Consider the following 26,679-nt stretch of genomic DNA (forward strand, 5'->3'; position numbering starts at 1 on the left):
CGGTCCAAAATGAATTCGGACGCCTGCATTGTCGACGCTATTATCCGATCGCGAAAAGCAGTTCGCGTCTTTCGTTCCGACGCGGTAGCGAGAGAAGACATCGTTGCGATTCTCGATGTAGCACGTACTGCGCCGAGTAATTCGAACATGCAACCGTGGCGTGTTCATGTGTTGGGCGGCCGCGCCAAACAGCAGCTGAGCGATGCGCTAGCCATTGCTCATGCCGATGAAACGCATCCACCGCTGCAACACATGCCGGAACCTTTGCCCGATTCATTCAGGTCGAGGCAGGAAGATTTCGGGGCGCGCTACTACGGCGCTCTCGGCATCGACAAGCGTGACGTCGATGCACGCTCCCGGGCTACGGGCAGAAACTTCGATTTCTTCGGAGCGCCCGTCGGCATGATCTTCACGATTGATGCGTGCCTGAAGAAGTACAGCTGGCTCGATTACGGGTTGTTCCTTCAAACCATCATGATTGCGGCGCGCGCTCGGGGACTCCACACTTGCCCTCAGGTCTCGTTCGTGCGTTATCAGGCCGTTATTGCAAAGCATCTCGAGATCGAACCGGGTCACGACGTGGTCTGCGGAATGTCTCTCGGTTACGCGGATGACCATTCCGCCGTCAATCGACTCGACATCCCACGCGAGTCGGTAAGTTGTTTCGCGCGATTTTCAGGCCTCGACGAACAGGCCTGACGCAAGCCCTTTCTCGCCGTGCGGTGCACGGCATCTCACGAGTACCGCGCTGATAGTCCGCCGGACTGTCTGGACACGGTCGTCAATCGAATTATCTTCCGCAGTTTCTATTTCCTATTCCTTTTTTAGAATCATGACCATCAAAGTTATTGCACTATGCGGCAGCGGCCGTCGCCATTCATTGAATCGCAAACTTCTGGAAATTTCGGCGCAGGGCGCGCGCGAAGCCGGCGGCGAGATTACGTTTATCTCATCTGCGGACTATCAGTTGCCTATCTATGAAGGCGACGTCGAACACACGCACGGCGTTCCCGACAGCGTGAGAGATCTTCAGCGGCTCTTCGAGGAACACACGGCGCTACTCGTGGCATCGCCGGAGCACAACGGCGGCTATTCCGCATCGCTGAAGAACGCGATCGATTGGATCAGTCGACCGCTCGCAAACGGTAAGCCCGGGATTCCGTTGATCTCAACGAAGGTGGCCGCGGTCGTGTCCGCATCGCCGGGCCCGATGGGAGGTGTTCGTTCGATGCTCGGCATGCGAGGAGTATTGGAAAAATTAGGCGCCATCGTTATTCCGCAGGGATTTTCTCTTGGTAACGCGCATCTGGCATTCACCGAAACCGGTCGGCTCGCCGACGAAAAGGCGGACGCCGAGGCCCGATTGGTCGGTTCTCGCCTGGTCGAAGTGACGCGACAGCTTTCTCGCCAATAAGCAGGATGACTCAGTGAAAAGCGCTTTGGACGGCGCTTCTGTCTGCGAGACTGACACGACCACTGACGTCTGTGCGCGTGCCCCGTAGCCAGGCGGCCTTTACGACCACGCGCGACGATCGTTTCGCGCGCTTAATGCAGAAAACATAACTGGCTCTACAAGAAACAGTCCACTTACTTTCCGCGAACCTTCCACAGGACTGTCACCGAGCTGCTTTCCGCCATCAAGCAATAGCGCGTGGTCATTCATCTAGAGTGGTAATTCACCTCAGTCAGAAACTTAAAGTTCATGCAAGCAGCGCCGTTAAATAGCTTGCCCGTGTCTGAATGTTGCCTTGAGAGTGGCCTCTATCCAAAGACACCGGCCAATGGCGTCCGCACCCCCAATCCACAAATAAAAAATCATGGATAACAAAAGGCTTTCAACTTCTGCAGTCGCGAGTTTTATCGTTGCAACAACGGTACTCACAGGTTGTGCTTCACTTCCGAAAACAGATCTCGCCGCCAACAATCGTGAAAAGCTCCGCTCGATCGCTATGCTGGATGTCACCGAGCCGCGCGGAGCGAGCGTGGTCAACCTTGGGGGTGCTGCCGGAGCATTTGGCTTGATTGGTGGACTGGTGCAAGGTGGGATCAACGCCAATCATACGAGTACATACACGCAGCGTGTGGCGAGCGAAAAGATTGCCTTTGCTCCCGTCGTAAGCGATAGCCTGACAACGCGCCTGTCCAGTAATGGCTACGAAATTGTCTCGTTGCACGACCAGCACGCCAAGCTCTCAAGCGACGGCAAGTCCGACGACTTCTCCGATATCAAGACCAACGCCGACGCCATCCTGAGCGTGTGGATCACTTCGTTTGGCTACGTATCCCCGCCGGAATCGAGCGACTTCATTCCGTGGGTGGTTGTCCGCGCTCGTCTGCTCGACTCGAAGTCCAAGCAAGACATGTACTTCAAGACATTCGCCTGCGGCTGGGATATCAAGGCCAATTCTGTCCACGTCGAAGCGGATACAAAATATCACTACGGCAGTTTCGGCACCTTGATCGACCAGTTCGATCAGTCGGTCGCAGGCCTCAAGGATTGCGAGCAGGCAGTTGTCGCCGCAATTGGGCAGGATCTGATGAAGTCGCAATAAAGGGTGGTGATGAGTGCAGCGGCCGCCCTCGGCATGGCCGCGCATGATCGCCCAGGACAGGCATACGAAGCCACGACGCGCGCGTGAAAGCAGCACTGCTAACGTGGCGAACCGGAGACAAAGAAGGTTTCATCGTCAACGATTCAGGCGATTACTTCGAATAACCGCTCTTGCCCGGTTCCACCCGCTCGACGATAACGCCGCAAGGCTACCTTCGACGTCGTTCACTCGCTTTGATTTCTCCTCCCGCGCGAGCGGGCCGGGCCAGTGCAGTACTTGTCTGAGCTGCTCACGTGTCACGCTGAACGCTCTCGCCCCCGATTCCCGCACGGAACCAGAGCCACGAGCCGTACTGGGGTCAACCCTCACAAGCAGGCTTGTCCGGACAACTCCCGCAAAAACCCGCATCATTCCCACTCAGTGGGAATTCAATTTTTGTCCAGCGGGAGCCACGTGGCATTCTGCTGGTCATCGTCATCGCGTCTCTTCCGGTCCAGGAACGACTGTGAAACAGGAAACAGGTGTCATCGGCGCCGAGCGCCTGCTGCTCGTGTTGACCGCGCTCGCCAGCCACGGCAATGCCATGTCCGTGAAGGACATGCTCGCTGCGACCGGTCTCGCGCAAAGCACGCTTTACCGGCAAGTCGCGCTGCTCAAACGCTGGGGCTTCGTCACAGAAGATGCCGGCTTCTATGCGCCCGGTCCTATCAGCCTTCAGCTCGCGCTCGGCTTCGACATCAATTCGATGCTGGTCGAAGCGAGCCGCGACGGCATGACGCAACTGTCGCGCACGACGCAAGAAAGTGTCGGGCTCATCGTCGCCGTGAACGATCAGGTGATCTGCCTCGAAATGATCGAGAGCACCCACTCGCTGCGCTGCTCGTTCGAAAAGGGCCGCGCGGTACCGTTGCGCGCGGGAGCATCGGCAAAGTCGCTGCTGGCGTTCATGTCCGACAAGACGCGAGCCGAAACGCTCGAACGCCAGTTTGCCGGCAACGACGCGGCCCGCGCCGCCCTCGAGGCAGAACTGGAAAGCATCCGCGCGCGAGGCTACGCGATAAGTGACAGCGAAGTCGACCCGGGCGTATGGGGTATCAGCGCACCCGTGTTCCGACGCCCGTCGCGCGGCGCCGGCGCCAGCGCATCGATCACGCTGATGGCGCCGTCCTCGCGCGCCGCAGGCCGCGAACAGCAACTCGCTGAGCGGACCGTGCGCACCGCCAACGCTATTTCCGCCCGGCTGCAAGCCGCCTGAATCTACCCCGACAACCGGCCACACACCTCTGGAGCCCACACAATGAAACTGAAGAACCTTCTTTCCGCCGCGAGCCTCGGCATTGCCATCATTGCGGGCTCACCCGGCACCGCTGCCGCACAAGACGCAAACGTACTGAACGTCGCAACCGACGCGACCTTCCCCCCGATGGAATTCGTCGACAAGGGCCAGCGCACGGGCTTCGACATCGACATCATGAATGCACTCGCCAAGGCGATGGGCAAGCAGATCCAGTGGACCGACATCGACTTCAAGGGGCTGATCCCCGGCCTGATCGCGCATCGCTTCGATGTAGCGATCTCCGCCATCTACATCACACCTGAACGCGCCCAGGTCGTCGACTTCACGCAACCCTACTTCGCGGGCGGCCTCTCAGCGCTCGTCAAGGCCGATTCCCCGATCAAGACGCTCGCCGATCTCAACGGCAAGAAAGTCACCGTGCAGGTCGGCACGAAGTCGGTCAACTTCCTGCGCGACAACTACCCGCAAGTGCAGCGCGTGGAAGTCGAGAAGAACCAGGAGATGTTCGATCTGGTCGGCATAGGCCGCGCGGATGCGGCGGTGACGGGCAAACCCGCTGCGTATCAGTTCGTGCGCACGCGTCCCGGTTTCCGCGTACTGGACAAGGAACTGACGACGGAAGCGTATGGCATCGCCGTGCGCAAGGACGAACCGCAGTTGCGCGATCAGATGAACGCGGCGCTCGCAAAGATCAAGGCCGACGGCACGTACGATGCAATCGTGAAGAAGTGGTTCAGCGCAAGCGCCAACGCGAAATAACCGGCGGATCTGACTCATGCAACTCGACTTCACACCGGCCTTCGCCGGTTGGGCCGATATTGCGCATGGCGCGCTGGTCACGGTGGAAGTGACGGCCGCTGCGCTCGTGCTCTCGTGCCTGCTTGGGCTCCTGATCGGCATTGGCCGCCTTTCGCCGCAGCGTCGTCTGGTCTATGGCTTTTGCACCGGCTATCTGATCTTCTTCCGCGGCACGCCGTTGCTCGTGCAACTGTTTCTGCTGTTCTTCGGCTTGCCGCAGTTCAACATCCTGTTGCCCGCTTTTGTGTGCGGCATGCTCGGACTCGGGTTGTATTCGGCGGCTTATGTCTCGGAGATCGTGCGGGGCGCGATCCAATCCGTGGATCGCGGACAGATGGAAGCGGCCCGCTCGATCGGCATGTCCGCGGGACAGGCAATGCGCGCAATCATTCTTCCTCAAGCTGTCGTACGCATGATTCCGCCGCTCGGCAACGAGTTCATCGCGCTTATCAAGAACTCGGCGCTGGTGTCGCTCCTGACCATCGACGACCTGATGCACGAAGGACAGAAGATCATCAGCGTGTCGTACCGCTCACTCGAGGTGTATCTCGTCATTGCGCTCGTCTATCTCGTGCTCACGCAGACGACCAATTACGTGCTTCATCGCGTCGAGCGCCGGCTGCGCGCAGGAGGGATGGTTCAATGAACAACGCTCAACCTGTCGTCAGTATTCGCGAGCTGACGAAATCGTTCGGCACGCATCGCGTCCTGAACGGCATCGACTTCGATATCCAGCCAAGCCAGGTGGTGGTCGTGATCGGGCCGAGCGGTTCCGGCAAAAGCACGTTCCTGCGCTGCTGCAACGGTCTGGAACGGCCGGAGCGCGGAACCATCGATATCTGCGGGCGTCGCCTCGTCGATCACGGCACGATGCTCAAGGAGCGTGAACTCAACGCGCTGCGTACCGAAGTGGGCATGGTGTTCCAGTCGTTCAACCTGTTTCCGCATCTTTCGGTGCTGCACAACATCACCGTCGGGCCACGCATGCTGCGTGACGCGTCGAAAGCCGATGCTGAAGCGGCCGCGCTCGCGCTGCTCAAGAAGGTTGGCCTCGAACACAAGGCGCATGCGATGCCGGCCAGTCTGTCAGGCGGCCAGAAACAGCGCGTCGCAATCGCGCGCGCGCTCGCGATGCAGCCGCGCGTCATGCTGTTCGATGAACCCACGTCCGCGCTCGATCCTGAACTCGTCGGCGAAGTGCTGCAGGTGATGAAGCTGCTCGCCGCCGAAGGCATGACGATGCTCGTCGTCACGCACGAAATGGGCTTCGCGAAGGAAGTCGCCGATATCGTTGTCGTAATGGACGGCGGAGAGATCGTCGAGGCCGGTCCGCCCGCACACATTTTTTCGACGCCGACGCAGCCTCGCACGCGCTCGTTCCTGCAAGCGGTGTTGTCGCGCTCGTAAGCAGATCGGATCAGGCTCTCCGTTAAATCGGAAACGCGAGAGCCCGCACACCTTCCTCATTTCAATCCATCGCACCATCTTCGGGCAAGGAAATTCCCCAATTGCGCGCGCAATTTTTTTCCACTTGCGCCGCAATTTTTTGATTGTGCATTATGTGTTGTGCACAGCACAAATGCACATCACGTACCGATGGGGATGTCCATGAGTCTCTCTGCCTTTGCCGCTGCGCCAGCAGCAGGTGCAATCGATACGACGCGCGCGTCGGGTACGGACCGCCTGAAGGTCCAGCAACTCAGTCATGCATTTCGGACTGCCGATGGTGTCGATGTGCCGATCTTCGAGCGTCTCGACTTCAGCGTGAAAAGCGGTGAGATCGTGTCGATTGTCGGCCGAAGCGGCGCCGGCAAGAGCACGCTGTTCAATCTCGTTTCAGGGTTGATCCAGCCGCAATCGGGTCATGTCAGCGTGGGGGCGCGCGAAGATGGCAGCGCGGGCCGCATCGCCTACATGCTGCAAAAAGACCTGCTGATGCCGTGGCGCACGGTGTTGCAAAACGCGGTGCTCGGCATCGAGCTGTATCGTAAGGTCAAAGCGGCTGATTACGAACGCGCACGTCAGATGCTGTCACGTTACGGACTGGGCGCCGTGGCCGACGCTTACCCACATTCGCTTTCCGGCGGCATGCGCCAGCGCGTGGCACTGACGCGCACGCTGCTCGTCGATCCCACACTCGTGCTGCTCGACGAGCCGTTTTCAGCGCTCGACTATGAGACGCGGCTCGCACTTGAAGACGACGTGATGGCGCTGCGTGAGCAAAGCGGCACGAGCGTTGTGCTCGTCACACACGATATCGAAGAAGCAATCGCGGTGAGCGACCGCGTGATCCTGCTGGGCGGCCGCCCCGCGCGCATCGAAGACGACATCGACGTGCGTCTTACCACGCACGGACCGCGCACTGCTGTATCGGCGCGCGAAGCGCCCGAATTCCGCACCTTCCATTCGCGCGTCTGGAATGGGCTGCGCAGCCATACCATCCAGCACTCGGGAGCCACGGCATGAGCGACGTAGCAATGTCATCCGACGCGCCGGTGCGCCAGCGCATGAAGCCACGCCACGCGGCAAAGCTCGGCACCACGGGCGCTGTTGCGCTCATCGTCGTCGCGCTCATCGCGCTGTGGCAGGTGGCCGTCTCGGCGGGCTGGATCAACGGCAAACTGCTGGGCTCGCCTGAGGGCATCTGGCTGGCTGCGCAGCAAGGTCTCAACGGCGGCACGCTGATCAGCGACACGCTCGTCACGCTCTACGAAACCGTGCTCGGTCTCGTGGTGGGCAGCGGGCTCGGCATCGCGCTCGGTTTGCTGCTGTGGTTCGTGCCGCGCGTCTCGGGCGTCGCCGAAGGCCTGTCGGTCATTCTGAACAGTATCCCGAAGATCGCGCTCGGGCCGCTCATCGTCATCTGGTTCGGCTCGGACATGACGTCGAAAGTGTGGCTCGCCGGCATTTCCACGTTTGCGGTGGCGATGATCTCTTCCTGTGCCGCCGCGCGCGAAGTCGACAAGGACCTGCTCAACCTGTTCCGCTCGTTCAACGCAAAGCCTTCGATGATCTTCACCAAGCTCATCCTGCCAGGCGCAATGCCGTGGGTGTTTTCCACGCTGCGCGTGAACATCGGCTTCGCGCTGATCGGCGCGGTGGTGGGCGAGTACATCGCTTCGCAGGCAGGGTTGGGACACGAAGTGTTCGTCGCGGGGTCGCTGTTCGATCTGAACACCGTGTGGCTCGGCATCATCGTGCTCACGCTGATGGCGACGCTCTTGAGCTGGATCGTTCAATTCACGGAAGCAAAGGTCATTTCATGGAAGGCAAAACGATGAAACGGATGAACGCACGCATGGGCGCGATCGCGGCGGCTGCCGCGATAACGGGGTTCGCAGTTCAACTGCCCGCGCACGCGGCCGAGCCGGTAACGGTCTATCAGGCATTCCAGTCGATCCAGTACCTGCCGCTCTACGTGGCAATCGACAAGGGCATCTTCGCGAAGAACGGACTCGACGTGACGAAGGTCACGGCAGGCAGCGGCGCGGCGGGCGTGGCGGCCGTGATCGGCGGTCATGCGGACTTCTCGCTGCAGGACCCGATGACCGCCGTGCTCGCGAATATCAAGGGCGCGAGTGTCATCAGCGTGGCGAACGTGGTGGCGGGCGTTCCGGTGTGGGTCATCGCGCCGCCCGATGCCGGCGTGCATCAGCCCGGCGACATGTCGAGCAAGAGCGTGGCCGTCGCGCTGCCGCCGTCGACCAGCACCTACCTGCTGCAACGTCTCATCAAGGATCAGAAGATCGAGAAGGTCTCGCTCAATACGGTGCAGCTCGGCACCGAACTCGCGCCCGTCAGCGCGGGCCGCAGCCAGGCAGCGGCCGTCTACGAACCGCAGGCCGACACGGGCATCGCGCAAGGCTACAAGATCGTATACGGCTTCCCGAAGGCCTATCCGGGCGGCTACGCATTCTCGACCATCGACACGCTCGCTTCGACCATCAAGGACAAGCCGAAGATGGTCGCCGCCTTCGTGAAATCGATCGCAGAGGCCGAGGCGCTCATTCACCAGTCGCCGCAGACGGCCAAGGACGTCGCAAAGAGCGAGTTTCCCTCGCTCGATCCGAAGATCGTGGAAGCAGCCGTGGGACGGTTGATCGACCAGAACATCTACGCGCCGACGCCGGATATTTCCGAGCAGGCTTTCCGCAACGCGTTGGATCTGCAGGAGTCGATCGGCAATATCAAGCCGGGCGCCGTCACCTATGCGGGATCGGTCGACAATTCGTTCGCGGCTTCGCTGGCAAAATAGGGTCTCCGCAGTCATTGCCGGCAATCGACCCACGCGTTCGCGCGCGCCCGTGCGCGAACGCTTCGAATGGAAGTGCAACATGACCGAAGCCTCGCCGTCGTTCGTGACGGAACTGATCGCGCAACGCGGCAATGTCGCCGCGAGCCGCGCCCGCCTCGACGCCGCCATCGCGCGCGCCGATGCGCTCGAACCCACGCTGCACGCCTTCACGTACCGCCCCGAATCGTATGTCGAGCCGGATGCGTGCACGCCGCTCGCGGGTCTGCCCGTTGGCGTGAAGGATCTGATCGACACCGTCGACATGCCGACCGCGTACGGCTCGCCGATTTATCGCGAGCATCGTCCGCAGGCGGATGCCGCCATCGTGACGAAGCTGCGCGACTATGGCGCGCTTGTATTCGGCAAAACCGTGACCACGGAATTCGCGTGGCGCCAGCCCGGCCCGACCGTCAACCCGTGGGGCCACACGCACACGCCGGGCGGCTCGTCGAGCGGTTCTGCGGCGGCGGTGGGTGCCGGCATCGTGCCGCTTGCGCTCGGCACGCAAACGGTCGGTTCGGTGATCCGCCCGGCCGCCTATTGCGGTGTGGTCGGCTACAAGCCGAGCTATGGCAGCATCGCGCGCGATGGCGTGCATCCGCTCGCCGCGTCGCTCGATCACATCGGCCTTTTTGCGCAGTCGGTGGAAACGGCCGCGCTTGCACACGCGCTGTTCGTGGCCGGGCGTCCTGACACAATCGAAAGCGTCGCTAACTGGCAGACGTGGTTCGCGCCGCTCGCCGCGTCACCGCGTCTGGGCGCCGTGCGCACCCCTTTCGATGCGCGCCTGCAGGACGCGCAGAAAGCTAACTTCGAAGCAGCGCTTGCGCAGTTGCGCGCTGCAGGCGCCGAGGTGGTCGAAATTGCATTCGGCGCGGATCTCGCGCAGATCGTCGATGCGCTGCAGGTGATCTTGCGCGTGGAGGCGTGGCACGCAATCGGTCCGGTGTCGGAGTATCACCGCGCGCAACTCAGCCATCACATGCAGGCGCTGATCGACGAAGGCGCGGCGATGCCCGAAGCGCGCTATCGCGATGCACTGGCGTTGCAGTCAGCACTGCGCGCGGAATCGGCGGCGCTGCTCGCGGGCTGCGACGCACTCGTCAGCGTGCCGGCGACGGGTGCGGCACCCGAAGGTCTCGACGATACGGGCGACCCTGTTTTCTGCGCGCCGTGGAGCCTGCTCGGCGTGCCTGCCGTGACGGTGCCATCAGGCTGGACCGCGCAGGGCTTGCCGCTGGGTTTCCAGATCATCGGCGCATTCGGCGAGGATCTGGCGACACTGCGCACGGCGGCGTGGGTCGAACGCGTAATCGGTGCGAAGCGCGACCTCGCGCCCGATGCACGCAGCGAATCCGCCGCCTGATCTTTTCGTACAGACACTCAACATCGGGCACTGACAGACCACGATCAGGAGACGCCATGGGCAAGCCGTATCGCACGATTCAGGAATATGTATTGGGTACGCTGCGCGTGGAGATCCTGCAAGGCGTCTATACCGCTGGCACGCGGCTGCGCCAGGAGGAAGTCGCGAAGCGTCTCGGTGTCAGCACGACGCCCGTGCGCGAAGCGTTTCGCGATCTGCGCGCGGAAGGACTCGTCGCGATCGATCCGAACAAAGGCGTCGAAGTGCGCGGCCTGACAGCGGATGATGTCAGCGAGATCTACGAGTTACGCATGATGCTCGAACCCATGCTCGCGGAGCGCGCGTGTCTGAACGCGAGCGTCGAACAACTGGATGCTGCGAATGCGTGCCACGAGACGATGAGCACGGTCGCGCCCACTTCGGAGCAGTGGACGCTTCTCAACGAGGAGTTCCATCAGGCGCTGATGCAAACCGAAGCGGGGACGCGGCTGTTCGAGGTCGTGCGCGGGCTGTCGTTGCTCGCGAGGCCCTATGTCTCGCTGTCCATGTATGTGCAGCCCGATATCATGGCAAGCAACAACGAAGAGCATGCGCAACTGCTGGCTGCCTGGCGTGCACGCGACTCGGATGCAGTGCGCGAGCAGACGCGTGTGCATCTGCTCAATACGCGCGATGCGATCGTCGCGTGCGTCGATCAATCTGCACGGGCGCTGGCAGCGTGATTCGCTGTTTGATTCATCGGCAGCGTCACTACCCGTCCCCCCTGTCTCTCGCAGTTCCATCACGATCCGAATGTCCGAAGCCCTGCTGGACCTGTCCGCCGTCGAGGCACGGCGCCTGATCGGCGCGGGCGAGCTGTCGCCCGTCGAGCTGCTCGACGCGTGTCTCGCGCGCATCGAAGCCATCGAGCCATCCGTTAACGCGCTTGCCGCCACCGCGTTCGAACGTGCACGCGACGAGGCGCGGCGCGCACAGGAAGCCGTCGCGCGCCGCGAACCGCTCGGCCTGCTGCACGGCTTGCCCATCGGCGTGAAGGATCTCGAAGAGACGGCTGGTCTGTTGACCACTTACGGATCGCCGCTCTATCGCGACCACGTGCCCGCCGCGGACAACGCGTTCGTTGCGCGTCTGCGCGCGGCCGGCGCGATCGTTACCGCGAAAACGAACACGCCGGAAATGGGCGCAGGCGCCAACACGCGCAACGCGGTGTGGGGTGCGACGGGCAACCCGTTCAATCCACGATTGAATGCGGGCGGTTCGTCGGGCGGGTCGGCCGTGGCGCTCGCAACGGGCATGTTGCCGCTCGCAACGGGTTCGGACCTCGGCGGTTCGCTGCGTATTCCGGCTGCGTTATGCGGCGTGGTGGGTTTTCGGGCGTCGCCGGGTCTGGTGCCGTCGGCGCATCGGCGGCTGGGCTGGGCGCCGAACTGGGTCAGCGGGCCGATGGGCCGCAGTGTCGCCGACGTGCGCCTGCAACTGGCCGCCGTCGCGGGACACTCACCAGACGATCCACTCGGCTATCCCTTCGCACTGGATCCGCACGCCGCCGCGAGCCTCGATCACACCACCCTGCGCATCGGCTATACGGAAAATTTTGGTGTCTGCGCGGTCGATGCGTCGATTCGCGCAACGTTTCGCGCGAAGCTCGCGCGCATCGCCACGCAGGTGCGCGTGTGTGAACCCATCGATCCCGCCGAACTCGACATCGGCGATGCGCATCGCGTGTTCGACGTGGTGCGCGCACAGGAATTCGTCGCGAGTCTGCGTGAGACTTATGAGCGCGATCCGTCTCTGCTCGGGCCGAACACGCGCACGAACTACGAGATGGGCAGTGCACTCACACTCGCCGACGTCGCACGCGCCGACACACAGCGCACCGCGCTATACCGGCGCTTCCAGTTGCTGTTCGCACGCTACGACGTGATCATTTCGCCCGTTTCGCCGGTCACGCCGTTCGCATGGACCACGCCGCACTGCGCGCAGATCGATGGCGTCGAACTCGAGAATTACTACCGCTGGGTCGCACTCACTTACGTGGTCACGCTGCTCACCAATCCGTCGCTGTCGTTGCCATGCGGCGTCGATCACACGGGCATGCCATTCGGTTTGCAGATGATCGGTCCGATGCGTGGAGAGGCGCGCCTGCTCGATGTCGCGCAAACGCTCGAAGCCACGTTTGCCCGCGACGAGGCGCTCGCGCGGCCTGTGCCCGATCTGCAAAAGCTGCGCGACACGCGTGAGGATGTGCAGGCGGATCTGCGTGCCGTCGTCACGCATCCGCCGGGCTTGCGGATGGGTGAGTAATTCTCGCGGTTACCGTGTTTGTGTGCCCTATTACAAGGTCAATGGGTGATCATTCGAAGAAAGCCACTTCGCGTAGGGTTCCGCTATACAAGACCTTGGGCGTTCATTGCCAACAACAGCCGTTCAGCGCCTATGCCGAAACCAGCGCCCTCCCGATATGCACCACCCCCTGCCACCTGTTGTTGCGCTCCGAGTTCGGCACAGCGCATTTCGAACCCCCGACCGTTCAGATAGTAGCTAAGTCCCCTACGGGCCGAACCATCGATCTCATAGCGAAGACCAAGCGAATCGAGAAAGCCGGTCGCTATTTCCTGGCTACGTTTGACAGCCGATTCTGGATCGGCGCATAGATACTCAAATCCCAGTTGGGAAAATTCACGGTAACGACCGGCTTGCGGTCGCTCATAGCGGTAGCATCGCGCGATATAAAACAACATCCGCTCCCGTCGGCGGCCCAGCAATTCGTTGCATCGCTCCTGAAAGAGTGCTGTCGCCTCGGGAATCAGGCAGCAAGCTCGTCCCTTCTTGTCCGGAAAGGCCCACATCTGCGCGATGATCTCGCTTCCGCCGACCTTTTTAATGAATGTTTCTTGAGACCACAATGCGGGGACAATTGCCTCCTCTGCTCCAGCGTTAATGAAGATAGCTCCGGAATTGCGTTTCCAGAGCGCGAATCTGCGCGGCTTCCTTGCCAACAATAAAACGTGTTCCGCGAATCATGGTCATGAGAATCCTCTCGGGTGCTGAAAATAAAAAAGGCGCCTTTTGGCGCCTTGGTCGTTTCTGCATGGAGCAGGGAATGTGATCCCTGATCTTCTGCTATGGACGTAACGGACCACGGCGCATCGGATGACGACCGTGATGGTGGTGAAATTCAATGAATACGTTACGAAGTTCCATGAAGTTGATATTGACACACAAACTAATGACAGTGCAACGGCGGCGATGCAACCACCGTTTTCCTGTGTCGCCGCGAAACATTTGTAAATGTCTGTTAATGCGACGATCCGCCGTTCCGTTTTGACCACAGAAGCGCCGCTCCACTTGGTACGATCGCGCCTTTTCCGATAGTGGCCTGTCACGGTGAATCGCCGATACGTATCGTTGTTTCGTGAGCGCTGCGCACGGTGGCTCGCCCGCTTCCAGCCGCTGACCGCTGCCGGCAGCACGAAAGTCCGACTGCTCTTCAGGGGCGCGCTGCGTCGCCTTCGCCATCCGACGCGACGAGGCATCGCGCTGATGCTCGCCGCGCCGCCCGTGCTGCTCCTGCTTTACGTGGTCGCCCTCGTGCCGTTCACGCCGAGTGTCGGCGATATCCGTAAAGCCCGCGTCGATCGGCCTGCGTTGATCCTGTCCGCCGACGGAAAATTGCTCGATGAGTTCAAGCCGGTCAATCGCGAGTGGGTCTCTCTCGCGCAGATCTCGCCGTACATGGTAGACGCATTGATTGCGACCGAAGACCGCCGCTTTTACGAGCATCATGGTATCGACTGGCAGCGCACTGCATCGGCTGCGCTGCATACGTTCTCCGGCGACCGGCAAGGTGGTTCGACGATCACGCAGCAGCTCGCGCGCAACCTGTATCCCGACGAAATCGGTCGCGCGCCTACCCTCACGCGCAAGCTCGAAGAAGCGATTACGGCGTTCAAGATCGAAACCGTCTACAGCAAAGACCAGATTCTCGAGACGTACCTGAACACCGTGCCGTTTCTGTACAACGCCTACGGCGTGGAGATGGCCGCGCGCACCTACTTCGGCAAATCGGCCGCTCAACTCGATATCCTCGAAAGCGCAACGCTGGTTGGCATGCTGAAGGCCAACAGCACGTATAACCCGGTGCTCAATCCCGAACGGGCGCTGCAGCGAAGAAACACCGTGCTCGGTCAGATGAGCAAATTCGGGAAACTCCAGCCCGCTACCTATGGCCGGCTCACGCGCCAACCGCTCAACGTCGATTTCGAGTTGCAGACCGTCCGTCAGGGCGCCGCGCCGCATTTCTCTGCGCAATTACGCAAATGGCTGATCGCGTGGGCTGATCGCAACGGCTACAGCATCTATGCCGACGGGCTGGTGGTGCGCACCACGATCGATTCCCGTCTGCAGGCAATGGCAGCGCAGGCGATGGACTGGCAGACCAACCAGTTGCAATCGATTGCAAACGACGTGTGGAACGAACGCACGGGCTGCTGGCCGGGTAATGAGCTTTTCCAGAGCTTCATCCGGCAGACGCCGGACTATCGCGCCGCACGTGACGCCGGCCAGACGGATGAAGCGGCGCTGAGGAAGCTCGCAACGAATCCTGCATTCGTTCGCGCACTGTGCCATAACAAGACCCAGGTGCAAGCGGGATTTGTCGCAATCGACCCTCGCAACGGGGATATCAAGGCGTGGGTCGGTAGCCCCGACTTCCATGACGAACCATTCGATCACGTGCAACAGTCGCGACGTCAACCGGGTTCGACGTTCAAACCGTTTGTCTATGGTGCAGCGTTCGCGGATGGGGCGCGGCCAGGCGATACGCTCGTTGACCGGAGCGTCACAATCGCGATGCCAGGACATGCGATCTGGCGACCGACCGATGCAGAGCCGCCTACCGGACGGCCCATGACGCTGCGGGATGCGCTGGTGTATTCACGCAACCGCGTGACGGCCCAGTTGATGCAAAAGGAAAGCCCCGAGAAAGTAGCCCGGCTCGCCCGCGCCATGGGCGTACGCGAAAGTCCACTCGAAGCGGTTCCGTCACTTGCGCTCGGCACGAGCCCCGTTACGCTCAAGGAGATGGTGTCGGCGTACAGCACGATCGCGAACCGCGGCGCTTATGTAGAACCGCGCATGGTCACGCGCATCGAAGATCGCAACGGCAAGGTACTTGCGGATTTCCCGGGGACACCCCGGGAACAGGCGCTGCCACCCCGCGCGGCGCAAACGCTTGTCGAGGTTATGCGCGACGTCGTCAATCGCGGCACCGGCGCGAGCATCCGGACACGATTCGGGATTCACGCCGACGTCGCTGGCAAGACAGGAACAACTCAGGACAACACAGACGGCTGGTTCATCCTGATGCATCCCCAACTGGTCGCAGGCGCATGGGTGGGTTTCGACGATGCACGCGTCACGCTTGGCAGCGACTATTGGGGTGAAGGCGCACACAGCGCCTTGCCGATGGTCGGCGCATTCTATGACATGGCGCTGCGCGCACGGGTCATCGATGCCGACGCACAGTTCTATCCCGAGACCCGCCCAGCCCGGCCGGTCCACGCAAAACCGCATCGACACTTTTTCTTCTGGCCGTTCTGATCTGCTTGCCGACGATTGCAACTTCGGAACGTAATTCACAGTGGCGGTGAAAACACTCTATTCACACACATTATATTTTTTAATATAATGTTTTGAGAGAAACTGAACATCGCCTCATGAAAAAGCCTCGTCTAACCATCGACCTCGCGACGATGCAGTCGGGCGCCGCGAATGCGTGCGCCCTCCTCAAGGTACTCGCCAATCCCGACCGCCTCCTGCTGATGTGCCAGCTTTCCCAAGGCGAGCTGTCTGTCGGCGAACTCGAAGAACAACTTGGCATCTATCAGCCCACGCTGTCGCAGCAACTGGGCGTACTACGGGAAAACGACCTTGTCGTCACGCGCCGGGAAGGCAAAAGCATCTTTTATTCGGTAGCGAGTCCGCAAGCGCTCGCTGTGATCGCAGTACTGTATGAACAGTTCTGCCCAAAGCAGTAAGGAGGCGCAACATGCTGATCGACCTTGGTCATTTCACGCCTGGCCTCTCGTTGACAGGCGGCATCGTGATCGGTGCTGCGGCAGCCGTGCTGATACTGTTTAATGGGCGTGTTGCCGGCATCAGCGGCATCGCAGGCGGCCTGCTGGGCTGGCGACCCGGCGACATCAACTGGCGCATCGCGTTTCTGTTGGGGCTCGTAGGCGCGCCGGTTATCGCAAGACTGCTGGACAAGCCTGCACACGTGGAGATTGAGGCGAATTGGGGCGTAGTCCTTGCGGCCGGGTTTCTCGTCGGCATAGGGACCCGCTACGCAAGCGGTTGCACCAGCGGCCACGGCGTGTGCGGTCTCTCCAGAGGATCGGTGCGCTCGCTCGTTGCCACCGCGACCTTCATGATCGCGGGATTTCTGACGGTCTTCGTGCAACGTCATCTGCTCGGAGGCTGATATGACAGACCTCAAGACACCGCTCGTTGCAGCGGTTACAGCATTGCTTGCCGGCCTTCTTTTCGGAGTTGGTCTGATGGTGTCGGGAATGGCAAACCCCGCCAAGGTGCTAGGTTTTCTCGATCTCGCAGGCCGATGGGACCCATCACTCGCCTTCGTGATGATTGGCGCCATCGCGATCGGCTCATCTGCATTTTTCATCGCCAGACGTCGGGACAGGTCATATCTCGGATTGCAGATGCAGCTTCCCGTCAGCACGGCTATCACGCCCAGACTCGTTCTGGGTAGCGCCGTCTTCGGTATCGGATGGGGTCTGGCCGGTTTTTGCCCCGGTCCCGCACTCGTCGCGCTTGGTGCCGGCTACCCAAAGGCTGTCGGCTTCGTCGCGGCAATGGTTGCGGGTATGGTCGTCTTCCAGCTCATCGAGCGATTAAAGATTGCCGCGGCATAAAGAAATGCCCCTCCTGCAAAGGAGGGGCATGTTTCCATATAGGGGCTTTCTTGCTGGAAGGCTAAGCAGCAACATACTTCCGTTTAGTCGGCCTAGTGACTTGCGCCCTCCACCGCACCGATGCCGGTTTCCGAACGAACCGCCTGCGCTTCGAACCCTGCCTGATCAATGCGTGCACGAGCGGACCTGTCCGTCACCGAGAAGAACCAGATGCCGGCGAAGCCAAGCGCCATCGAAAAGAGTGCGGGCGATGCATAGGGAAATGGCGCGCTTGCAAAGTGGAACACATCCACCCAAACTGCTTTCGAGAGAACTGTCAGCAATACGGCAGAAGCCAATCCGAGAAAGCCGCCGATCGTCGCACCGCGTGTGGTACACCCGCGCCACAGAACCGACATGAACAGCACTGGAAAGTTGGCTGACGCCGCGACCGCAAAAGCCAGCGACACCATGAACGCAATGTTCTGCTTCTCGAATACGATCCCGAGCACGACAGCAACAATACCCAGCACGACCGTCGTCACGCGCGAAACGAACAGTTCATTCACACTCGACGCCTTGCCGTGCTTGAAGACGGTCGCATACAAGTCATGTGACACGGCCGATGCACCAGCCAACGTCAGACCCGCAACGACTGCCAGAATGGTTGCGAACGCCACCGCCGAAATGAATCCGAGGAACACGTTACCGCCCACCGCACTCGCAAGATGCACGGCGGCCATGTTCGTACCGCCCAGCAACTTGCCCGCCGCATCCTTGAACACGGGGTTCGTGCTGACAAGAACGATCGCGCCAAAGCCGATGATGAAGGTCAGGATGTAGAAATAGCCGATCCATGTCGTTGCCCAGAACACCGACTTGCGTGCTTCCTTGGCATTAGGCACGGTAAAGAAGCGCATCAGGATGTGCGGCAGTCCCGCCGTGCCGAACATCAATGCAATACCGAACGAAATTGCCGAGATCGGGTCCTTGATGAAATTGCCCGGGCCCATGATAGATGCCTTCTTCTCATGCACTTCGACGGCTTTCGCAAAGAGCGCTTCAGGGCTGAAGTGAAATTGCCACAGCACCATAAACGCCATGAACGAAGCGCCTGCAAGCAGCAGACACGCCTTGATGATTTGCACCCACGTCGTTGCCGTCATGCCGCCAAACAGCACATAAACCATCATGAGCGCGCCCACGATCACCACGGCGATCCAATACTCCAGTCCAAACAGCAATTTGATCAACTGCCCGGCACCGACCATCTGCGCAATCAGATAGAACGCCACGACAACGAGCGTGCCCGAAGCGGCGAACGCACGGACGGGCGCCTGCTTGAAGCGATACGCGGCGACATCGGCGAATGTGAAACGGCCGAGATTGCGCAGCCTTTCCGCCATCAGGAACGTGATGATCGGCCAGCCCACCAGAAAACCAATCGAATAGATGAGACCGTCATAACCATTTGCGTAGACGGCTGCCGAAATGCCCAGGAACGAAGCAGCCGACATGAAATCTCCGGCGATGGCCAGTCCGTTCTGAAAGCCCGTAATTCCACCACCTGCGGTATAAAACTCGGCGGCGGAGCGCGTCCGTCTCGCGGCCCATTTGGTGATGAAAAGCGTCGCGACCACGAAGACCACGAACATCGTGATGGCGGTCCAGTTGGTCTGTTGCTTGACCGTCTGTCCCATGTCCGCGCCGGCAGCGAAACAGTATGAGGAAAAAGCAGAGAGCGCAGCAAAAGCGCCAAGACGTCGTGCGCTCATACTGCCTCCCGCTTGATCTGCTCGGTGAGTTCGTCGTACGTGCTGTTGGCTCGACGCACATAGAAGCCCGTAATGACGACCGTGAACACGATGACGAACAGTCCAAGCGGCATGCCCCACGTCATTACGCCCGCACCCATCTTTGCCGCAAGAAACTGCTTGTTGAACGCAATCAGCAGAACGTAGCCGTAATAGACGAACAACACGAGGGCAGTCAATGTCCACCCGAGCCGTGAGCGCTTTCGCACCAGTTCGCGGTACGCCGCGCTCGATTTCACTTTCTCTGCGAGCTTCACATCCATCTTCGTCTCCTGCATGAGCAGCTTTTGCTGACTGACAAGCGCCCTCGTCCGGCCATGGTCGTAACGAGGGGATCTCTATGCACCTCGTTTCCTGATTGGAATCCGGTGCAGGCTTTCGCGCGTGGGTTTCGATGCGTCGTTGTGTGGGTGCGCCGGGTACTACGTTAAAAGCACGCGCTTACCCGGTTCTTACGGCAACGCGTTTCATCGGCCCGGGTTTACACGAATGACGCGCACGTCTCCGCAAAACACGCGTTGATGGCGATGGCATCAACGACGGCCCTGTATTTAAAGCGTCGGATGTGAGCGTGTCGGTGGGATAGTGCTGTCGACATCGACCGGGATGTCTGCGGACATCGTCCTGCGGGGAAAGAGAAAGGTCTTCGCCGATACCTAACCATTCGTGCTGACCGCCTCCGGCAGCAATGGTGCGGCGACGGCAATCGCGGCGGCGCCCAAGGCAAGCGCGACGCACACCGCACGCAATACGGAGGCGATGTGTTTCATCTGACTTGACGATCAGTCGACGTTCTTCCAGATGACGTAATACATCACGGCAAGCGCAATCGCGACGGCCAGCGCAACGAGTCCACATCCAAGCGCGAGCAACCTGACCATGGCCCACTCCCAGACAGCAATTGGTTACACCACGCTAGCATCTGAGCCGGGAGCGAGATTGATGCAAGTCAAGCCGTGACTGTGCTTTCACTTTCACCGCCCAGCGGGAGTACGACCCCGTTTCGCCGTGGCGCTCCGTCTACAAGCTCTATCTGCTCACGCACAACGAACTGAACCATGCCCACGGTAACGGCTTGTGCACAAAACGCCCCTACATCTTGATGGTTCGCGCCATCTTGAGACCTATCCAGGTCGTACCTTCGCGCAGGCCATCGAGCACTGCATCCCGCTCGGAGTTGCATTTCCTCCCGTGCCGAAAGGTATGCTCGAAGTTACCGTCCGGCGACGAATGCCTGACGTGGATCGTCGACTGATAACCGCCCGTTTCGGCAGGTTCCGCCTGCACGCTCACAGACCATGCGCCGTCCTGCACGCTTCCCGTCATAGCCATCGCTGCTCCTTTTCGCCCAGAGCCGCAGTCCGCCGAAAACACGGCTGCGGCGAACGCGACTTCATTCAACGACGATATCGTCGACAACCACTCGCACGCCTGGCGCACTCCACGCGGCCCCTCTCGCAACGGCCCGTTCCGCGTAAGAACCAACCTTGCCTGTCAGCGTCACAGTTCCATCCTTTACGTCGATGCCGATGTGCCTGACTTCGCGTTCGGCATGCCGTTGCATCGCCTGTGCGATCTGCGAGGCAATGTCTTCCGAGGCGACCTTGCCGCGCACCTCTATCCGGTTGTGGACGCCCCGCACACCCCGCATGTGGCCGATCGCGCGAGCGACCACATGCGTCTGGTATGCCCAATCCACCAGGCCCGTCAACGTCACCCAGCCGTTCTCGACCTGAACCTTGACTGAATCGTCGGGCAGGCCGACCGTCCAGTGCACGATGTCGTGTACTGCTCTGCCGATGTCTTCGTCGGTGCGCTCGTCCTTCCTCGGCAACCGCACCTGCATCTCCACCACAACGGCCCGGACGCCGGATATACGATGTGCGGCTTTTTCCGCAGCGAGCTTTTCCGCGTAGCTCGGCGGATGACCAGAGAGCGTGACGACGCGATCCGTCACCTCGACCCCGATATCCGTCGCCGTCACAGCCGGATCCCACTCCAGTTCTTCTTCGACTTCTTTCTTCAACTGCCGGTCTGATTTCATCGCGTATCTCCTCGAAACGACGCGTGGCTCGCGCCACCAGAAGAAAGCTTCGACCCGCAACTTGCTGGGCGGACTGATGCAGATCAATCCAGCGCAATTTCATGCGCGTGACGCGAGGCGTTCACCTGCGCCCGGCTGACCCACCAGACCATGACACCCCTTCCGACGCGCGATGCCCAACTCCCGCATCAGTTTTCTGCACGCAGCGAATTCATGAATTCCTTCAAGATATCGGCCCACGATGCGTCACGACTGATACTGATCAAAGATCCCCGCTCTATTCGTGAAGAGATTGACAGGGATCAACGGGCGGACCGCGAACCGTTCTACGCTCGACAGGACAGAGTTCAAATGGGCAGCACGATGACGAAGTCCATTCTCTTCATTCCTCTCCTGTTCGCATTCTGTGTGCTTGCGGGCTGCGGCACCGATCGCCCGCATGTACGCGATGACGACGCGCAAGCGGCCTTCGCCGAGGTTCTCGATCTGTATAACGACCGCCTTTCGATCGCCGACGAAGCGACCGCACTGGCACGCCCTTACCTGCCCACGGGTTCATCCGTGCTCTCGGACCTCGCCAACGCACGCTCGAGTGTCGCCGCGCTGCACGCAACACCCGCCTTCGTCGATGCGCCTGCGTTGTTCGAGCGCTTCGACGTTGCGCAACGTCAGTTGACGGATGCGATATCGCAATTGATGGTCGTATGCGAATCCGTGCACCGGTTGAGCGCGACGCCGCGCTTTCATCAGCTTCAGGTACGCCTCGAGACATCGGCTCGCCGTATCGCTGAAGCACGCGATCGCTACGACAGCGCGGCGCAGCGCTACAACGCATCGCTGCGCAGCTTTCCATTGAGTCTCGCGCAAGCCGTTCATGCCGATGCCGACAAGCCGACCTTCCCGGCGCGCGACGGTTCGCCCGTGCATCGCCGGCCACGCTCGGACTTCGGTGCATTACGCGGTTCGTTGCGCGTCTAGCGCGGTTTGAGCGGTTTGAGCGCGTGACGCACCTTCATGTCGCGTGCCGGCCGCTAACACCGCTGTCAATCAATCTCACAGCCAGGACTTTTTGAAGGAGCATCACATGACCCGTCACATGAAGGCCGCCGTCGTTCATCAGTTCGGTGCGCCGCTGAGTATCGAGGAAGTTCCCGTTCCCGAAGTCGGGCCAGGCCAGATTCTGGTCAACATCAAGGCGTCAGGTGTGTGTCATACCGATCTGCATGCCGCCGACGGAGACTGGCCTGTCAAGCCATCTCTCCCCTTCATTCCTGGACATGAAGGCGTGGGCTATGTCGCCGCCGTCGGCAGCGGCGTGAGGAACGTCAAGGAAGGCGACCGCGTGGGCGTGCCATGGCTCTATACGGCCTGCGGCTACTGCGAGCATTGCCTGAGCGGCTGGGAAACGCTCTGTCACGATCAGAAGAACACCGGTTACTCCGTGAACGGGGGATACGCGGAATATGTGCTCGCCGATCCGAACTACGTCGGGCATCTGCCAGACAACGTCGCGTTCGATGAAATCGCGCCGATTCTCTGCGCCGGGGTCACCGTTTATAAAGGCATCCGCGTGACCGACACGCGCCCGGGCCAGTGGCTCGCCATCTCAGGCATTGGCGGCCTGGGTCACGTGGCTGTGCAGTATGCGATCGCGATGGGCCTGCACGTCGTCGCCGTCGACATCTCCGACGAGAAACTCGCGCTCGCACGCAAACTGGGCGCGAAGCTGACGGTCAATGCGAACACGACGGACCCAGCGGCCGCTATTCAGAAGGAAATCGGCGGAGCACATGGCGTGCTGGTCACAGCGGTATCGCGCAGCGCCTTTGCGCAGGCACTCGGCATGGTGCGGCGTGGCGGAACGGTCGCATTGAACGGACTGCCTCCCGGCGACTTTCCGTTGCCGATCTTTTCGACCGTGCTCAATGGCATCACGGTGCGCGGATCGATCGTCGGTACGCGGCGAGATTTGCAGGAGTCGCTCGATTTTGCTGCACAGGGCAGCGTCACTGCGCATATCCATCGCGACCGCCTCGAGAACATCAATAAGGTGCTCGGGCAATTGCGAGAAGGAACTGTCGACGGGCGCGTCGTGCTGGCGCTCGACTAGCGCGCACTAACAGGAGGACAGGCGTCGTGAAGCATTCGGCGACGCCTGTCCTTGTCTCCACCTTGTTTATTCGACGCGTGCCGTCCTGCCGCCTTTCAGACGCCCCATTCCGCTTCAAGCCGGGGCGCCAGCTTGTGCCTGATTTTCCGCGCGAAGCTCTGCCGCAGATCGCCATCGAGACGCTTATGCAAGTCGTGACTCGTGATCGCACACGTTGCAAACGGAGTTTTATGCGCGACGTCCGCCAGTTGCTTCAACGCCGACCCGGCACCGCTGCCGCCCAGACAGCAGAACAGCGCAAGGTGCCGGATCTGTTCGCCATGCTCCGCAAGCCAGGCCAACGCGGGTGCCGAAGCGTGACTCGCCCAAACAGGAGAACCCGTCACGACGATTTCATAGCGCGACGGATCGTGCAGCGCTGGCATGATATTGATCCGACGCCGGCACAACACATCGATCAGCGAACGCAGGTAGCCGCGCGCACCGGCGCGCGACAGGTCCGCACCCTGCTCACGGATGGGTTCGATATCGGCACCAAGTTCCGCCGCCAGCATCTCCGCGATTCGACGCGTCGTGCCGGTGCGCGAGTAATACACCACAAGTATCGTGCTGTGAGGTTCTGACACGTCGGTCTCCGTTGGTCGTGGCGATGACCGGTCGATAACGGCAGCGCCGGATTCACTCCATGTGCATCCCGCCGTTTATCGCGAGATTGGCGCCCGTCATGAAGGCCGCTTCGTCGGAACACAAAAACGCCACGAGCGCCGCAACCTCTTCGGGACGTCCGAGCCGCCCAATGGGTATCTGCGGCAGAATCTTCGTTTCCATGATGTCGTGAGGAACGGCCTGCACCATCGCCGTTGCCAGATAACCGGGCGACACCGTGTTCACCGTGATGCCGCACTTTGCGACTTCCAGCGCCAGCGACTTCGTAAAGCCATGCACGCCCGACTTCGCCGCCGAATAGTTAACCTGTCCGAACGCGCCACGCGAGCCATTCACCGAACTGACGTTGACGATACGGCCATAACCCCGTTCGACCATGCCTGGCAGAAACTGCTTCGACATGTTGAATAGCCCATCGAGATCGGTACGCAGCACGGCGTCCCAATCCGTTTTACTCATACGGGCAAACGTCGCATCGCGTGCGATGCCGGCATTGTTGATCAGGATATCGACCTTCTTCAGTTCATCGAGTACGCGTTTCGCGCAACGCTCGCACGAGTCGTAATCGGTGACATCGGCTTCGTATGCATGAAATTTGCGGCCCAGATCACGCTCTTTCATCAACCATGTTGCAACGTGATCGTTGCGCGTCGAGTAAGACATGGCCACGGTGATGCCCGCATCGTGCAGCGCCCGGCTGATCGCCGCCCCAAGCCCACCCATGCCGCCCGTGACAAAAGCCACACGTCCTTTTTCCATATCAGACTCCCGCTCCAGTGGCCTGACGTGCAGGCGACGCAGCGCCAACTACGCAAGATGGTTCGGATCGTGCCGCACGACCAATACCGGCTTTTGCGTGGTACGCAGAAGGGATTCGGCGACACTGCCGAGCAAAAGGCGCCGGGTGCCGCGCCTCCCGTGCGTGCCGATCACGATGACGTCGGCGTCGCATTCGTCGGCGGCCCGCGCCAGCACCGTCGACACGTTTTCGCCGTATGCGTCGATCGCTCGCACCGTTCCTCGCACGCCGGCTTCGCGCAAGACTTGCTCCGCGCCTTCGAATATCTGGCTGGCAACGCTCGCGGCGATGCGCGTTTCAGGTTCGGGCGCATATCCCATGTCGCCTTCCACCGGCCACTTTCCTCTGTCCACGACGGACAGCACTTCCACGAACCCGTGCGTCAGCCTGGCTAAACGCACCGCCTCTCCTAGCGCGCGCTGCGCGCAAGCGCTGTCGTCGAGTGCGACGACGATTCGCTCATACATGATCGACCTCCGTCCATGTTGTCGCCGCCCGTCAAGGCGATGATTGAACGTCATTGTCAGTATGGTTCAACTCGCTCCGTTGCAATTGACTCACGTCAACGCCTGGCCGGACGGCAGCTGCAAGATCGTCGTGAAGCACACGGGCGCGTGATCACGAATGGGCGCAATAGCAGGTTAATTCTTTGGGCTCATCTCCCGTGGCCACGACGGCAACGCCACAAGATTGACCTGCCTCAAATACTCCGCCACGTTGCGTGCCACGATGCGGGCTATGTCGGATGTCGTCAATTGGTGCCGAAGAATTTCCCTTCGGTGATGAAAAGAGAACACATCCTGGATAAACAAAAGGAGTCGTTGCCGTGATTCATGCACGCCCCATCATATTTCTCGCCTGCGCATCGAGCATGTTCCTCGCCGCTGTGAGTCCTGTACGCGCTCAATCGAGTGAACCGGACGGATTGGTCGATAAACATCACTGCATGTTCTGTCACACGTCCGATGCTCCGTTTCTGGCGCCGTCGTTTCATCAGATCGCGGACCGTTACCGCAACGTCCCGAACGCAACACAAATGCTCGAAATCAAGCTGAGAAAAGGCGGACGTGCACATTGGGGCGATACGGCCATGCCGTTGCCGCCGGAACGCGGCGGGCCGATCTCCGCAGAGGACGCCCATCAGTTGATTCAATGGGTGATGACGCAATAGCCGTTGCACACTCAATGCGCGAAGCTGATCGGCATGCCGCCGTCCGGATGCGTTACGGTACCCATCGGGATACCGTAGATCGCGCTGAGCGTCTCGGCGCGCATCAGTTCGGCGGACGGACCGTGCGCAAGCAGACTGCCGCCTTTGAGCGCAATGAGTTCGTCGCAGAAACGAACCGCCATGTTGATGTCGTGCAACACCACCACGACGCCAATGCCACGCTCCTCACTCAAACGCCTCACGAGCGTGAGCACTTCGATCTGGTGAGCGATGTCGAGCGCGGAAATCGGCTCGTCGAGCAGCAGACAATCGCTATCTTGCGCGATCAGCATCGCGAGCCACACGCGCTGGCGTTCGCCGCCTGAAAGGCTGTCTACAGCGCGATCGGTAAAACGCAGCACGTCGGTCTGCTCCATCGCTTCGAGTACTTTCTGCGCGTCGTCTCGCGAGAAGCGACCGAGCGCGCCGTGCCATGGATAGCGCCCGAGCGCGACCAGTTCGCGCACCGTCATGCCGTCCGCGGCGGGCAATTGCTGCGGCAGATATGCGACCTCGCGTGCGAACGCCCGGCTTTCCCACTGCTCAAGCGGCTTACCGACAAACTCGATCACACCCCCAGCGGGCCGCTGCTGTCGCGCGAGCAGCTTAACAAGCGTCGATTTGCCGGAACCGTTGTGACCGATCAGGCCATACACGCGCTGCTTCGCCAGTGTCAGCGATAAGGGCTTAAGCAGCGTGCGGCCACCCGCTTCAAACGAGACGTTATCGAGCGTGAAAAGCGCTTGTGCGGGCGCGGCTACCAACGGCGCATCGTCGGGCGAGAGCTTCTCGGGCAAAGTCGTAGACATACTCAT

General features: G+C 60.7%; 29 protein-coding genes. 20 read left to right on the plus strand and 9 right to left on the minus strand.

Annotated elements, in window-relative coordinates; genetic code table 11:
• Positions 1-9 precede the first annotated feature (9 nt).
• The 13 genes from G3O01_RS11675 (at position 10) to G3O01_RS11735 (ending at position 12,611) form a co-directional block, all read left to right on the plus strand.
• Entirely contained in the window at positions 10-699 is a 690-nt protein-coding gene (locus G3O01_RS11675; protein WP_205804786.1) for a nitroreductase, read from the plus strand.
• Between the two features lie 133 nt (positions 700-832).
• Positions 833-1,414: an NAD(P)H-dependent oxidoreductase gene (locus G3O01_RS11680; RefSeq protein ID WP_205804787.1), complete on the plus strand. Its 582-nt coding sequence runs from the start codon at positions 833-835 to the stop codon at positions 1,412-1,414.
• Between the two features lie 403 nt (positions 1,415-1,817).
• The gene (locus G3O01_RS11685; protein ID WP_241023860.1) at positions 1,818-2,552 is read left to right on the plus strand and encodes a hypothetical protein; all 735 of its coding nucleotides are present in this window, start codon (positions 1,818-1,820) and stop codon (positions 2,550-2,552) included.
• A 505-nt stretch (positions 2,553-3,057) separates the two neighbouring features.
• Complete coding sequence (locus G3O01_RS11690) at positions 3,058-3,807, plus strand: IclR family transcriptional regulator (protein WP_205804788.1); 750 nt, start codon at positions 3,058-3,060, stop codon at positions 3,805-3,807.
• A gap of 42 nt (positions 3,808-3,849) precedes the next feature.
• Entirely contained in the window at positions 3,850-4,608 is a 759-nt protein-coding gene (locus tag G3O01_RS11695; RefSeq protein ID WP_205804789.1) for a transporter substrate-binding domain-containing protein, read from the plus strand.
• Positions 4,609-4,624: 16 nt separating this feature from the next.
• Positions 4,625-5,293: an amino acid ABC transporter permease gene (locus tag G3O01_RS11700; RefSeq protein ID WP_205804790.1), complete on the plus strand. Its 669-nt coding sequence runs from the start codon at positions 4,625-4,627 to the stop codon at positions 5,291-5,293.
• Entirely contained in the window at positions 5,290-6,054 is a 765-nt protein-coding gene (locus G3O01_RS11705) for an amino acid ABC transporter ATP-binding protein (protein WP_205804791.1), read from the plus strand. Before G3O01_RS11700 ends, G3O01_RS11705 begins: the two co-directional genes overlap by 4 nt.
• A 201-nt stretch (positions 6,055-6,255) precedes the next feature.
• The gene (locus G3O01_RS11710) at positions 6,256-7,113 is read left to right on the plus strand and encodes an ABC transporter ATP-binding protein (RefSeq protein ID WP_241023862.1); all 858 of its coding nucleotides are present in this window, start codon (positions 6,256-6,258) and stop codon (positions 7,111-7,113) included.
• Positions 7,110-7,928: an ABC transporter permease gene (locus G3O01_RS11715; RefSeq protein WP_205804792.1), complete on the plus strand. Its 819-nt coding sequence runs from the start codon at positions 7,110-7,112 to the stop codon at positions 7,926-7,928. The genes G3O01_RS11710 and G3O01_RS11715 overlap by 4 nt, the downstream gene beginning before the upstream one ends.
• Positions 7,925-8,902: an ABC transporter substrate-binding protein gene (locus G3O01_RS11720; protein WP_205804793.1), complete on the plus strand. Its 978-nt coding sequence runs from the start codon at positions 7,925-7,927 to the stop codon at positions 8,900-8,902. Before G3O01_RS11715 ends, G3O01_RS11720 begins: the two co-directional genes overlap by 4 nt.
• Before the next feature lie 79 nt (positions 8,903-8,981).
• On the plus strand, positions 8,982-10,307 hold the full coding sequence (locus G3O01_RS11725; RefSeq protein WP_205804794.1) for an amidase: 1,326 nt from the start codon (positions 8,982-8,984) through the stop codon (positions 10,305-10,307).
• Between the two features lie 56 nt (positions 10,308-10,363).
• Positions 10,364-11,029 (plus strand): GntR family transcriptional regulator, encoded by a 666-nt coding sequence (locus G3O01_RS11730; protein WP_205804795.1) that lies wholly within the window; start codon positions 10,364-10,366, stop codon positions 11,027-11,029.
• A 70-nt stretch (positions 11,030-11,099) separates the two neighbouring features.
• Positions 11,100-12,611 carry an amidase family protein gene (locus G3O01_RS11735; RefSeq protein WP_205804796.1) on the plus strand — a complete coding sequence of 504 codons (1,512 nt, stop codon included), beginning with the start codon at positions 11,100-11,102 and terminating at the stop codon, positions 12,609-12,611.
• An 83-nt stretch (positions 12,612-12,694) separates the two neighbouring features.
• On the opposite strand, the gene G3O01_RS11740 is transcribed toward G3O01_RS11735, so the two are convergent.
• Positions 12,695-13,309, minus strand: a complete 615-nt coding sequence (locus G3O01_RS11740; RefSeq protein ID WP_241023864.1) for an ATP phosphoribosyltransferase regulatory subunit — start codon at positions 13,307-13,309, stop codon at positions 12,695-12,697.
• Between the two features lie 385 nt (positions 13,310-13,694).
• Here G3O01_RS11740 and G3O01_RS11745 point away from each other — a divergent pair, with 385 nt between their 5' ends.
• The 4 genes from G3O01_RS11745 (at position 13,695) to G3O01_RS11760 (ending at position 17,242) form a co-directional block, all read left to right on the plus strand.
• On the plus strand, positions 13,695-15,908 hold the full coding sequence (locus tag G3O01_RS11745) for a transglycosylase domain-containing protein (protein ID WP_346779172.1): 2,214 nt from the start codon (positions 13,695-13,697) through the stop codon (positions 15,906-15,908).
• Between the two features lie 116 nt (positions 15,909-16,024).
• Positions 16,025-16,345, plus strand: a complete 321-nt coding sequence (locus G3O01_RS11750; protein ID WP_205804797.1) for a metalloregulator ArsR/SmtB family transcription factor — start codon at positions 16,025-16,027, stop codon at positions 16,343-16,345.
• An 11-nt stretch (positions 16,346-16,356) separates the two neighbouring features.
• A complete protein-coding gene (locus G3O01_RS11755) occupies positions 16,357-16,791 on the plus strand; it encodes a YeeE/YedE family protein (RefSeq protein WP_205804798.1) in 435 nt (144 codons plus the stop codon).
• Position 16,792: 1 nt separating this feature from the next.
• Positions 16,793-17,242, plus strand: coding sequence for a YeeE/YedE family protein (locus G3O01_RS11760; RefSeq protein WP_205804799.1), 450 nt, complete (start codon positions 16,793-16,795; stop codon positions 17,240-17,242).
• A gap of 92 nt (positions 17,243-17,334) precedes the next feature.
• Here G3O01_RS11760 and G3O01_RS11765 read toward each other — a convergent pair whose 3' ends face one another.
• The 4 genes from G3O01_RS11765 to G3O01_RS11780 form a co-directional block, all read right to left on the minus strand.
• Positions 17,335-18,996, minus strand: coding sequence for a cation acetate symporter (locus G3O01_RS11765; RefSeq protein ID WP_205804800.1), 1,662 nt, complete (start codon positions 18,994-18,996; stop codon positions 17,335-17,337).
• Positions 18,993-19,298, minus strand: coding sequence for a DUF485 domain-containing protein (locus G3O01_RS11770; protein WP_205804801.1), 306 nt, complete (start codon positions 19,296-19,298; stop codon positions 18,993-18,995). The genes G3O01_RS11765 and G3O01_RS11770 overlap by 4 nt, the downstream gene beginning before the upstream one ends.
• A gap of 829 nt (positions 19,299-20,127) precedes the next feature.
• Positions 20,128-20,367, minus strand: coding sequence for a hypothetical protein (locus G3O01_RS11775; RefSeq protein WP_205804802.1), 240 nt, complete (start codon positions 20,365-20,367; stop codon positions 20,128-20,130).
• A 61-nt stretch (positions 20,368-20,428) separates the two neighbouring features.
• A complete protein-coding gene (locus G3O01_RS11780; protein WP_205804803.1) occupies positions 20,429-21,079 on the minus strand; it encodes a BON domain-containing protein in 651 nt (216 codons plus the stop codon).
• Between the two features lie 351 nt (positions 21,080-21,430).
• Here G3O01_RS11780 and G3O01_RS11785 point away from each other — a divergent pair, with 351 nt between their 5' ends.
• Together G3O01_RS11785 and adhP are read left to right on the plus strand one after the other, a co-directional pair.
• Positions 21,431-22,057, plus strand: a complete 627-nt coding sequence (locus tag G3O01_RS11785; protein WP_241023866.1) for a LemA family protein — start codon at positions 21,431-21,433, stop codon at positions 22,055-22,057.
• 106 nt (positions 22,058-22,163) lie between these two features.
• Positions 22,164-23,189, plus strand: a complete 1,026-nt coding sequence (gene adhP / locus G3O01_RS11790; RefSeq protein ID WP_205804804.1) for an alcohol dehydrogenase AdhP — start codon at positions 22,164-22,166, stop codon at positions 23,187-23,189.
• A gap of 95 nt (positions 23,190-23,284) precedes the next feature.
• On the opposite strand, the gene G3O01_RS11795 is transcribed toward adhP, so the two are convergent.
• Genes G3O01_RS11795 through G3O01_RS11805 form a run of 3 tightly spaced genes read right to left on the minus strand, consistent with a single transcriptional unit; the run spans position 23,285 to position 25,121 of the window.
• Positions 23,285-23,815 (minus strand): flavodoxin, encoded by a 531-nt coding sequence (locus tag G3O01_RS11795; protein WP_205804805.1) that lies wholly within the window; start codon positions 23,813-23,815, stop codon positions 23,285-23,287.
• Between the two features lie 52 nt (positions 23,816-23,867).
• Positions 23,868-24,614, minus strand: coding sequence for a beta-ketoacyl-ACP reductase (locus tag G3O01_RS11800; RefSeq protein ID WP_205804806.1), 747 nt, complete (start codon positions 24,612-24,614; stop codon positions 23,868-23,870).
• A 48-nt stretch (positions 24,615-24,662) separates the two neighbouring features.
• A complete protein-coding gene (locus tag G3O01_RS11805; RefSeq protein WP_205804807.1) occupies positions 24,663-25,121 on the minus strand; it encodes a universal stress protein in 459 nt (152 codons plus the stop codon).
• A gap of 359 nt (positions 25,122-25,480) precedes the next feature.
• On the opposite strand from G3O01_RS11805, the gene G3O01_RS11810 reads away from it, so the two are divergent.
• Positions 25,481-25,825, plus strand: coding sequence for a cytochrome C (locus G3O01_RS11810; RefSeq protein ID WP_205804808.1), 345 nt, complete (start codon positions 25,481-25,483; stop codon positions 25,823-25,825).
• An 11-nt stretch (positions 25,826-25,836) separates the two neighbouring features.
• Here G3O01_RS11810 and G3O01_RS11815 read toward each other — a convergent pair whose 3' ends face one another.
• Positions 25,837-26,679 (minus strand): ATP-binding cassette domain-containing protein, encoded by an 843-nt coding sequence (locus G3O01_RS11815; protein ID WP_205804809.1) that lies wholly within the window; start codon positions 26,677-26,679, stop codon positions 25,837-25,839.

The organism is Burkholderia sp. Ac-20365, assembly GCF_017104715.1.
In the GTDB taxonomy this organism is placed as follows: domain Bacteria; phylum Pseudomonadota; class Gammaproteobacteria; order Burkholderiales; family Burkholderiaceae; genus Paraburkholderia.